Below are 10,207 nucleotides of genomic sequence, written 5' to 3'. Positions count from 1 at the left end.
CGCGCGGGCGCCCGCGCGCGGGCGGGGGGGGGGCGCCCCCCCCCCCCCCCCCCCCACGACCACGACTCCACCACCACGAGGAGAGACCGTGAAGCGCAGCAAGGCCTACCGCGCCGCCGTCGAGAAGATCGACGGCGACGCCCTGTACAGCCCGGTCGAGGCCGTCCGCCTCGCCCGCGAGACCTCGACGACCAAGTACGACGCGACCGTCGAGGTCGCGTTCCGCCTGGGCGTCGACCCGCGCAAGGCGGACCAGATGGTCCGCGGCACCGTCAACCTGCCGCACGGCACCGGCAAGACCGCCCGCGTGCTGGTCTTCGCCGTGGGTGAGCGCGCCGCCCAGGCCGAGGCCGCCGGCGCCGACATCGTCGGCGGCGACGAGCTCATCGACGAGGTCTCCAAGGGCCGCCTGGACTTCGACGCCGCCGTGGCGACGCCGGACCTCATGGGCAAGGTCGGCCGCCTGGGCAAGGTGCTGGGCCCCCGCGGCCTGATGCCGAACCCGAAGACGGGCACGGTCACCATGGACGTGGCCAAGGCCGTCACGGAGATCAAGGGCGGCAAGATCGAGTTCCGCACCGACAAGCACGCCAACCTGCACTTCGTCATCGGCAAGGTGTCCTTCGACGAGCGCCAGCTCGTCGAGAACTACGCGGCCGCCCTGGACGAGGTGCTGCGGCTGAAGCCGTCGGCGTCCAAGGGCCGCTACCTGAAGAAGGCGACCATCTCCACCACGATGGGCCCGGGCGTCCCGGTCGACCCCGCGGCCACCCGCGGTGTCGCCGAGGAGCTCACCACCGCCTGAGCCGTCCCGGCTCCCGGAGGGGGTGGTCCGGCCGCGCGAGCGGCCGGACCGCCCCCTCCGCGCGTGCGGGGGCCGCGCCGTCCGGGGCACCCCGCGCGGGCGTGTAGGCTGGTGGTACCGAAGACCGCCGGTCGCCGCCCCCGGGTGGCAGAAGGTCCCGTTCCACGGGCGACCTGCGCAGGTGAGCTCAGCATCAGCCCCGGCCCCGCCGGGACCGACGCCCCGCGCGCCTGCGCCGGGGCGTTTCGTGCGTCCGGGCCCGATCGGCTTCCCCGAGATCGAGGAAGGAGGGCCCATGGCACGGGCTGACAAGGCAGCCGCGGTGAAGGAGATCCGCACGCTGCTCACCGAGTCCAACGCTGCGGTGCTCACCGAGTACCGGGGGTTGACCGTCGCGCAGCTCACGCAGCTGCGCCGGACGCTGGGTCCGGACACGACCTACGCGGTCCTGAAGAACACGCTGGCCACCATCGCGGCGAAGGAGGCCGGTGTCACGGCCTTCGAGGGGCAGCTCGTCGGCCCCACCGCGATCGCCTTCGTCGCGGGTGACCCCGTCGAGGCGGCCAAGGGCCTGCGCGACTTCGCCCGGACCAACCCCCAGCTCGTCGTCAAGGGCGGGCTGCTCGACGGGCGCGCCATCAGCGCGGCCGACGTCACGGCCCTCGCGGACCTCGAGTCCCGCGAGGTCCTGCTCGCCAAGGTCGCGGGCGTCCTCAAGGCGTCCCAGGCCAAGGCGGCCGCGCTCTTCCAGGCGCCGCTGTCCAAGACGGTCCGCACCGTCGAAGCGCTGCGGGAGAAGCAGGCCGCGGGCGCGCCCGCTGCCGCGTCCCCCGAGGTCTCCGAGGCCCCCGCGGCCGAGACCGCGGACGCCTGAGCGTCCGCTCGCACCCCTCGGCCCGCGGGACCTCCGCGGCCGGACACCCCTGATCAGGAAGGACGCCACACCATGGCGAAGCTCAGCACCGACGAGCTGCTCGACGCGTTCAAGGAGCTCACCCTCATCGAGCTCTCCGACTTCGTGAAGAAGTTCGAGGAGACCTTCGACGTCACCGCCGCCGCCCCCGTGGCCGTGGCCGGCCCGGCCGGTGGCGCTGGTGGCGCCGCCGCCGAGGCCGAGGAGGAGAAGGACGAGTTCGACGTCATCCTCGAGGCCGCCGGCGACAAGAAGATCGGCGTCATCAAGGAGGTCCGCGGCCTGACCTCCCTCGGCCTCAAGGAGGCCAAGGACCTCGTCGACGGCGCCCCCAAGCCCGTCCTCGAGAAGGTCAACAAGGAGACCGCGGAGAAGGCCAAGGCCGCCCTGGAGGGCGCCGGCGCCACCGTCACCCTCAAGTGACCTCCCGCCGGGGCCCGCAGCGCGGGTCCCGGCACCTCCGCCGAGGGGCGGTCGGGCTGCGGCCCGGCCGCCCCTCGGCGCGTCCGGGCGCGGTCGGCGGCTCGGCCGCCCCTCGGCGCGCGGGCCAGCGGGCTCGGTGGGTGCGGTGAGGGGTCCGCGGGGGTCGTGCGGGCGACACGCCGTCCCCAGGAGGGCCGGACCGCCTTGACGCGGGGTCCGCTCGGGGCCATCCTCGTGGCGGGTCGGGACGTCACCCGCTCCGCGCCGACAGCGAGGTCGGTGGCCGGGCCGGTGCCGCGCGAGCGCCCCTGAAGAGGGGGTGGACAGCCGCGCCTACCGAAGGTACCCTGCTGTTTTGCGCTGCCCTGAGTCATATGGCCGGCCGTCGCCGTGGGACGACCGAGTGGGGCGGGTGGCGCGTCACGTTCGCAGGCCCGTGGAAGGACCCCTCTTTGGCCGCCTCGCGCACAGCGTCCGCACCGAGCACCTCTGCGCTGACCGTCTCCGGTCGGTACTCCTTCGGCAAGATCCACGAACCTCTGGAGGTCCCCGACCTCCTGGCGCTGCAGACCGACAGCTTCGACTGGCTGCTCGGCAACAAGCGCTGGCAGGACCGGGTGACGGCCTCCCAGGAGGGCGGTCTCGCCGTCCCCACCACCTCCGGTCTGGAGGAGATCTTCGAGGAGATCTCCCCGATCGAGGACTTCTCCGGCTCCATGTCGCTGTCCTTCCGCGACCACCGCTTCGAGCCGGCCAAGTACTCCCTGGACGACTGCAAGGAGCGCGACCTCACCTACGCGGCGCCGCTCTTCGTCACCGCGGAGTTCATCAACGGCAACACCGGTGAGATCAAGAGCCAGACGGTCTTCATGGGCGACTTCCCGCTCATGACCGACCGCGGCACCTTCGTCATCAACGGCACCGAGCGCGTCGTCGTCTCGCAGCTGGTCCGCTCGCCGGGCATCTACTTCGAGCGCGTGCCGGACAAGACGTCCGACCGCGACACGTGGACCGCCAAGATCATCCCGTCGCGCGGCGCGTGGCTGGAGTTCGAGATCGACAAGCGCGACGCCGTCGGCGTGCGCATCGACCGCAAGCGCAAGCAGTCCGTGACCGTGCTGCTCAAGGCGCTGGGCTGGAGCGAGGCGCAGATCCGCGAGGAGTTCGCCGACTACGAGTCGATGATCTCCACGCTGGAGAAGGACCACACCACCGGTGTCGAGGACGCCCTCCTGGACATCTACCGCAAGCTGCGCCCGGGTGAGCCGCCGACGCAGGAGGCCGCGCGCAACCTGCTCGACAACCTCTACTTCAACCCCAAGCGCTACGACCTGGCGAAGGTCGGCCGCTACAAGGTCAACAAGAAGCTGGGGCAGGAGGAGCCGCTGGCCAACAGCGTCCTCTCCGTCGACGACATCGTGCGCACCATCAAGTTCCTGGTGAAGCTGCACGCGGGCGAGACGACGATGCAGGGCGTCAAGGGCGGCGAGCCCGTCGACGTGCGCGTCGAGGTCGACGACATCGACCACTTCGGCAACCGCCGCCTGCGCAGCGTCGGCGAGCTCATCCAGAACCAGGTCCGCACGGGCCTGTCCCGGATGGAGCGCGTCGTGCGCGAGCGCATGACGACGCAGGACGTCGAGGCCATCACGCCGCAGACGCTCATCAACATCCGTCCCGTCGTGGCCTCCATCAAGGAGTTCTTCGGGACGAGCCAGCTGTCGCAGTTCATGGACCAGACCAACCCGCTGGCGGGCCTGACCCACAAGCGCCGCCTGTCGGCGCTGGGCCCCGGCGGTCTGTCCCGCGAGCGCGCCGGCATGGAGGTCCGCGACGTCCACCCGTCGCACTACGGCCGCATGTGCCCGATCGAGACGCCCGAGGGCCCGAACATCGGCCTCATCGGCTCGCTGTCCAGCTACGGGCGCATCAACCCGTTCGGCTTCATCGAGACCCCGTACCGCAAGGTCGTCGAGGGCCGCGTCACCGACGAGGTCGACTACCTCACGGCGGACGAGGAGGACGGTTTCGTCATCGCCCAGGCGAACGCCCCGCTGGACGCGGAGGGCTCGTTCGCCGAGGCCCGCGTCCTGGTGCGCGCCAAGGGCGGCGAGACCGAGTTCGTCCCGCGCGACGAGGTCGACTACATGGACGTCGCCGCGCGCCAGATGGTCTCGGTCGCGACCGCGATGATCCCGTTCCTCGAGCACGACGACGCCAACCGCGCGCTCATGGGCTCGAACATGCAGCGCCAGGCGGTGCCGCTGGTCCGCACCGAGGCGCCGCTGGTCGGCACGGGCATGGAGTTCCGCGCGGCGGTCGACGCCGGCGACGTGGTGGTGGCCGAGAAGGCCGGTGTCGCCACCGAGGTCTCGGCCGACCTGGTGACGGTCAGCAACGACGACGGGACGACCTCGACCTACCGGGTCGCGAAGTTCCGCCGCTCCAACCACGGCACCGCGTACAACCAGCGCGTGCTCGCGGAGGAGGGCCAGCGCGTCGAGGTCGGCACGGTGCTGGCCGACGGCCCGTCCACCGACGGCGGCGAGATGGCGCTGGGGCGCAACCTGCTCGTGGCGTTCATGCCGTGGGAGGGCCACAACTACGAGGACGCGATCATCCTGTCGCAGCGCCTCGTGCAGGACGACGTCCTGTCCTCGATCCACATCGAGGAGCACGAGGTCGACGCCCGCGACACCAAGCTGGGCCCGGAGGAGATCACCCGCGACATCCCCAACGTCGCGGAGGACGTCCTCGCCGACCTGGACGAGCGCGGCATCATCCGCATCGGCGCCGAGGTCCGCGACGGCGACCTGCTCGTCGGCAAGGTGACCCCCAAGGGCGAGACCGAGCTCACGCCCGAGGAGCGCCTGCTGCGCGCCATCTTCGGCGAGAAGGCCCGCGAGGTCCGCGACACGTCGCTGAAGGTCCCCCACGGCGAGACCGGCACCGTCATCGGCGTCAAGGTCTTCGACCGCGAGGAGGGCGACGAGCTGCCCCCGGGCGTGAACCAGCTGGTGCGCGTCTACGTCGCGAACAAGCGCAAGATCACCGACGGTGACAAGCTCGCCGGCCGCCACGGCAACAAGGGCGTCATCTCCAAGATCCTGCCCGTGGAGGACATGCCGTTCCTCGAGGACGGCACGCCGGTCGACGTCATCCTCAACCCGCTCGGCGTGCCGAGCCGGATGAACGTCGGTCAGGTCCTGGAGCTGCACCTGGGCTGGATCGCCAGCCGCGGGTGGGAGGTCGAGGGCCAGCCGGACTGGGCCGAGCTCATCCCCGAGGAGATCCGCTCGGCGCCGGCCGGCTCGCGCGTCGCCAGCCCCGTCTTCGACGGCGCCCGCGAGCACGAGATCACCGGTCTGCTCGAGTCGACCCGCCCGACGCGCGACGGCGACCGCCTCGTGCAGGGCGACGGCAAGGCGCGGCTGTTCGACGGCCGCTCCGGCGAGCCGTTCCCGGACCCGGTGTCGGTCGGCTACATGTACATCCTGAAGCTGCACCACCTGGTCGACGACAAGATCCACGCGCGCTCGACCGGCCCGTACTCGATGATCACGCAGCAGCCGCTGGGTGGTAAGGCGCAGTTCGGCGGCCAGCGCTTCGGCGAGATGGAGGTCTGGGCCCTGGAGGCCTACGGCGCCGCCTACGCCCTGCAGGAGCTGCTGACCATCAAGTCGGACGACGTGCTGGGCCGCGTGAAGGTCTACGAGGCCATCGTCAAGGGCGAGAACATCCCCGAGCCGGGCATCCCCGAGAGCTTCAAGGTGCTCATCAAGGAGATGCAGTCCCTGTGCCTGAACGTCGAGGTGCTCTCCTCCGACGGCATGGCCATCGAGATGCGCGACAGCGACGAGGACGTCTTCCGGGCGGCCGAGGAGCTGGGCATCGACCTGGCTCGGCGCGAGCCGAGCAGCGTCGAAGAGGTCTGACGGGTGCGGGCCGGGGGAGCACCCCCGGCCCGCCACCGCCGGCCACCGGGACCGCGAGGTCCTCTGACCAGTCAGACCTCAGGACACGACAGAAAGAAGATCACGTTGCTCGACGTCAACTTCTTCGACGAGCTGCGCATCGGGCTGGCCACCGCGGAGGACATCCGCACGTGGTCGCACGGTGAGGTCAAGAAGCCGGAGACCATCAACTACCGCACCCTGAAGCCGGAGAAGGACGGGCTCTTCTGCGAGAAGATCTTCGGTCCCACCCGGGACTGGGAGTGCTACTGCGGCAAGTACAAGCGCGTCCGCTTCAAGGGCATCATCTGCGAGCGCTGCGGGGTCGAGGTCACGCGGGCCAAGGTCCGCCGTGAGCGCATGGGCCACATCGAGCTGGCCGCCCCCGTCACGCACATCTGGTACTTCAAGGGCGTCCCGAGCCGCCTGGGCTACCTGCTGGACCTGGCGCCCAAGGACCTCGAGAAGGTCATCTACTTCGCGGCCTACATGATCACGTGGGTGGACGACGAGGGCCGTCAGCGCGACATGTCCTCGCTCGAGGCCCAGATCGAGGTCGAGAAGCGCGAGATCGAGAACCGCCGCGACTCCGACGTGGAGACCCGCGCCAAGACGCTCGAGGCCGACCTGGCCGAGCTGGAGGCCGAGGGCGCCAAGTCGGACGTGCGCCGCAAGGTGCGCGAGTCGGCCGAGCGCGAGATGGCGCAGATCCGCCGTCGCGCCGACGCCGAGATCGACCGCCTGACCAACGTGTGGGACCGCTTCCGCAACCTCAAGGTCCAGGACCTCGAGGGCGACGAGGTGCTCTACCGCGCCATGCGCGAGCGCTTCGGCCTGTACTTCGAGGGCGGCATGGGCGCGGCGGCGCTGCAGAAGCGCCTGCAGAGCTTCGACCTGGAGGCCGAGGCCGAGCACCTGCGCGAGGTCATCGCCACCGGCAAGGGCCAGCGCAAGACCCGCGCCCTGAAGCGGCTGAAGGTCGTCTCCGCGTTCCTCACCACGCGCAACTCGCCCGAGGGCATGGTGCTGGACTGCGTGCCGGTCATCCCGCCGGACCTGCGCCCGATGGTGCAGCTGGACGGCGGCCGCTTCGCGACCTCCGACCTGAACGACCTGTACCGCCGGGTCATCAACCGCAACAACCGGCTCAAGCGCCTGCTCGACCTCGGTGCGCCCGAGATCATCGTGAACAACGAGAAGCGCATGCTGCAGGAGGCCGTCGACGCGCTGTTCGACAACGGCCGCCGCGGCCGGCCGGTGACGGGCCCGGGCAACCGCCCGCTCAAGTCGCTGTCCGACATGCTCAAGGGCAAGCAGGGCCGGTTCCGCCAGAACCTGCTCGGCAAGCGCGTGGACTACTCGGGCCGCTCGGTCATCGTCGTCGGCCCGCAGCTGAAGCTGCACCAGTGCGGCCTGCCCAAGCAGATGGCGCTGGAGCTGTTCAAGCCCTTCGTCATGAAGCGGCTGGTGGACCTGTCGCACGCGCAGAACATCAAGTCGGCCAAGCGCATGGTCGAGCGCGCCCGCCCGGTGGTCTGGGACGTCCTGTCCGAGGTCATCACCGAGCACCCGGTGCTGCTCAACCGCGCGCCCACGCTGCACCGCCTGGGCATCCAGGCCTTCGAGCCGCAGCTGGTCGAGGGCAAGGCCATCCAGATCCACCCGCTCGTCTGCACCGCGTTCAACGCGGACTTCGACGGCGACCAGATGGCCGTGCACGTGCCGCTGAGCGCGGAGGCGCAGGCCGAGGCCCGCATCCTCATGCTCTCCAGCAACAACATCCTCAAGCCGGCGGACGGGCGCCCGGTGACCATGCCCACCCAGGACATGATCATCGGCATCTACCACCTGACCGCCGACCGCGAGGACGTGGTGGGCGCGGGCCGCGTGTTCTCCTCGCTCGCCGAGGCGATCATGGCCTTCGACGCCAAGGAGCTGGACCTCAACGCCACGGTCCGCATCCGCCTGTCGGGCGTCGTGCCGCAGCCGGACTGGGAGCTGCCCGAGGACTGGGCGCCCGGTGACGACCTGCTGGTCGAGACCACCCTGGGCCGCGCGCTGCTCAACGAGGCCCTGCCCGTGGACTACCGCTACGTCAACGTGGCGGTGGACAAGAAGGGCCTGTCGGCGATCGTCAACGACCTCGCCGAGCGCTACCCCAAGGTGCAGGTCGCGGCGACCCTGGACGCCCTGAAGGAGGCCGGCTTCCACTGGGCCACCCGCTCGGGCACCACGGTCTCCATCGCCGACGTCGTCTCGCCGCCGCGCAAGCAGGAGATCCTGGAGACCTACGAGGCCAAGGCCGAGAAGGTCCAGCAGCAGTACGAGCGCGGTCTGATCACCGACGACGAGCGCCGCCAGGAGCTCATCGAGATCTGGACCCAGGCCACCAACGAGGTCGCCCGCGACCTCGAGCAGGCCATGCCGACGCACAACACGATCCACCGCATGGTGAGCTCGGGCGCGCGCGGCAACTGGATGCAGATGCGCCAGCTGGCCGGCATGCGCGGCCTGATGGCGAACCCGAAGGGCGAGATCATCCCGCGCCCGGTCAAGGCCTCGTTCCGCGAGGGCCTGACGGTGCTGGAGTTCTTCATCACCACGCACGGCGCCCGCAAGGGCCTGGCGGACACCGCGCTGCGGACGGCCGACTCCGGCTACCTCACGCGCCGCCTGGTGGACGTCTCCCAGGACGTCATCGTCCGCGAGGACGACTGCGGCACGGTGCGCGGCCTGGAGATGCCCATCGCGGAGCGCGCCTCCGACGGCTCGCTGCGCCGCCACGACGACGTCGAGAGCTCGGTCTACGCCCGGGTCCTCGCCTCGGACGTCGTGGTGGACGGCGAGGTGGCCCTGGCCGCCGGCGCCGACCTCGGCGACGTCGTCATCGACGACCTCGTCGGGCGCGGTGTCGAGTCGGTCAAGGTCCGCTCGGTCCTGACCTGCGAGTCCCGCGTGGGCACCTGCGCCCTGTGCTACGGCCGCTCGCTGGCCTCCGGCAAGCTCGTCGACATCGGCGAGGCCGTCGGCATCGTCGCGGCGCAGTCCATCGGCGAGCCCGGCACGCAGCTGACGATGCGCACCTTCCACACCGGTGGTGCCGCGTCCGAGGCCGGTGACATCACGCACGGCCTGCCGCGCGTGGTGGAGCTCTTCGAGGCCCGCACCCCCAAGGGGAACGCGCCGATCTCGGAGGTCGCCGGCCGGATCTCGCTGGAGGACACGGACAAGGGCCGCTCCATCGTCGTCACCCCCGACGACGGCTCGGAGGAGGTCAAGTACGCGGTCTCCAAGCGCCAGCGGCTGCTGGTGGAGGACGGCGCGCACGTCGAGGTCGGGCAGAAGCTCGTTCAGGGCGCCGTCGACCCCAAGCAGGTGCTGCGCATCCTCGGCCCGCGCCGGGTGCAGATGCACCTGGTCGACGAGGTGCAGGAGGTCTACCGCTCCCAGGGCGTGCAGATCCACGACAAGCACATCGAGGTCATCGTCCGCCAGATGCTCAAGCGGGTGACGATCATCGAGCAGAACGGGTCGGAGCTGCTGCCCGGCGAGCTCGTCGAGCGCGCGCGCTTCGAGGAGGAGAACCGCCGGGTGATGGCGGAGGGCGGGCAGCCGGCCTCCGGCCGCCCGGAGCTGATGGGCATCACGAAGGCGTCGCTCGCGACGGACTCGTGGCTGTCCGCGGCCTCCTTCCAGGAGACGACGCGGGTGCTGACGAACGCCGCCATGGAGGGCAAGAGCGACCCGCTGCTCGGCCTGAAGGAGAACGTCATCATCGGCAAGCTCATCCCGGCCGGCACGGGGCTGCCCCGCTACCGCAACATCCGGGTGGAGCCGACCGAGGAGGCCAAGGCGCAGATGTACTCGGTGCCCGGCTACGACGACGTCGACTACGCCCAGTTCGGCGTGGGCTCCGGCCAGGCCGTCCCGCTGGAGGAGTTCGACTACGGCAGCAGCGACTACCGCTGAGGCCCCGCACCGTCCCGGCCCGCCGCGCGCGGGCCGCCCCGGGGGGCCGGGCGAGTCGCGGGTGTAACTGTCGCAGGACGCCGACCACATGCGCCCGGTCAACCGGGGGGGGGTGGAGGACTTCCATAACCCCCCCGGGATGCC

General features: G+C 70.9%; 5 protein-coding genes. All 5 read left to right on the top strand.

What is annotated here, in order from left to right; all coding sequences use genetic code 11:
• The first annotated feature begins 88 nt into the window (after positions 1–88).
• The 5 genes from rplA to ACRYMY_RS19030 all read left to right on the top strand — a co-directional run bounded on the left by rplA (position 89) and on the right by ACRYMY_RS19030 (position 10,063).
• Positions 89–805 (top strand): 50S ribosomal protein L1, encoded by a 717-nt coding sequence (rplA, locus tag ACRYMY_RS19050; protein ID WP_369069294.1) that lies wholly within the window; start codon positions 89–91, stop codon positions 803–805.
• A gap of 295 nt (positions 806–1,100) precedes the next feature.
• Positions 1,101–1,679 carry a 50S ribosomal protein L10 gene (rplJ, locus tag ACRYMY_RS19045; RefSeq protein ID WP_432548791.1) on the top strand — a complete coding sequence of 193 codons (579 nt, stop codon included), beginning with the start codon at positions 1,101–1,103 and terminating at the stop codon, positions 1,677–1,679.
• A 72-nt stretch (positions 1,680–1,751) separates the two neighbouring features.
• Entirely contained in the window at positions 1,752–2,141 is a 390-nt protein-coding gene (gene rplL, locus ACRYMY_RS19040) for a 50S ribosomal protein L7/L12 (protein WP_432548790.1), read from the top strand.
• A gap of 452 nt (positions 2,142–2,593) precedes the next feature.
• A complete protein-coding gene (rpoB, locus tag ACRYMY_RS19035) occupies positions 2,594–6,076 on the top strand; it encodes a DNA-directed RNA polymerase subunit beta (protein ID WP_432548789.1) in 3,483 nt (1,160 codons plus the stop codon).
• Positions 6,077–6,181: 105 nt separating this feature from the next.
• Positions 6,182–10,063 carry a DNA-directed RNA polymerase subunit beta' gene (locus ACRYMY_RS19030; protein ID WP_432548788.1) on the top strand — a complete coding sequence of 1,294 codons (3,882 nt, stop codon included), beginning with the start codon at positions 6,182–6,184 and terminating at the stop codon, positions 10,061–10,063.
• Positions 10,064–10,207: the final 144 nt, after the last annotated feature.

The organism is Kineococcus haloalkalitolerans (assembly GCF_050871905.1).
Taxonomy (GTDB): Bacteria; Actinomycetota; Actinomycetes; order Actinomycetales; family Kineococcaceae; genus Kineococcus.
This window is presented reverse-complemented; position numbering and strand designations above follow the sequence as displayed.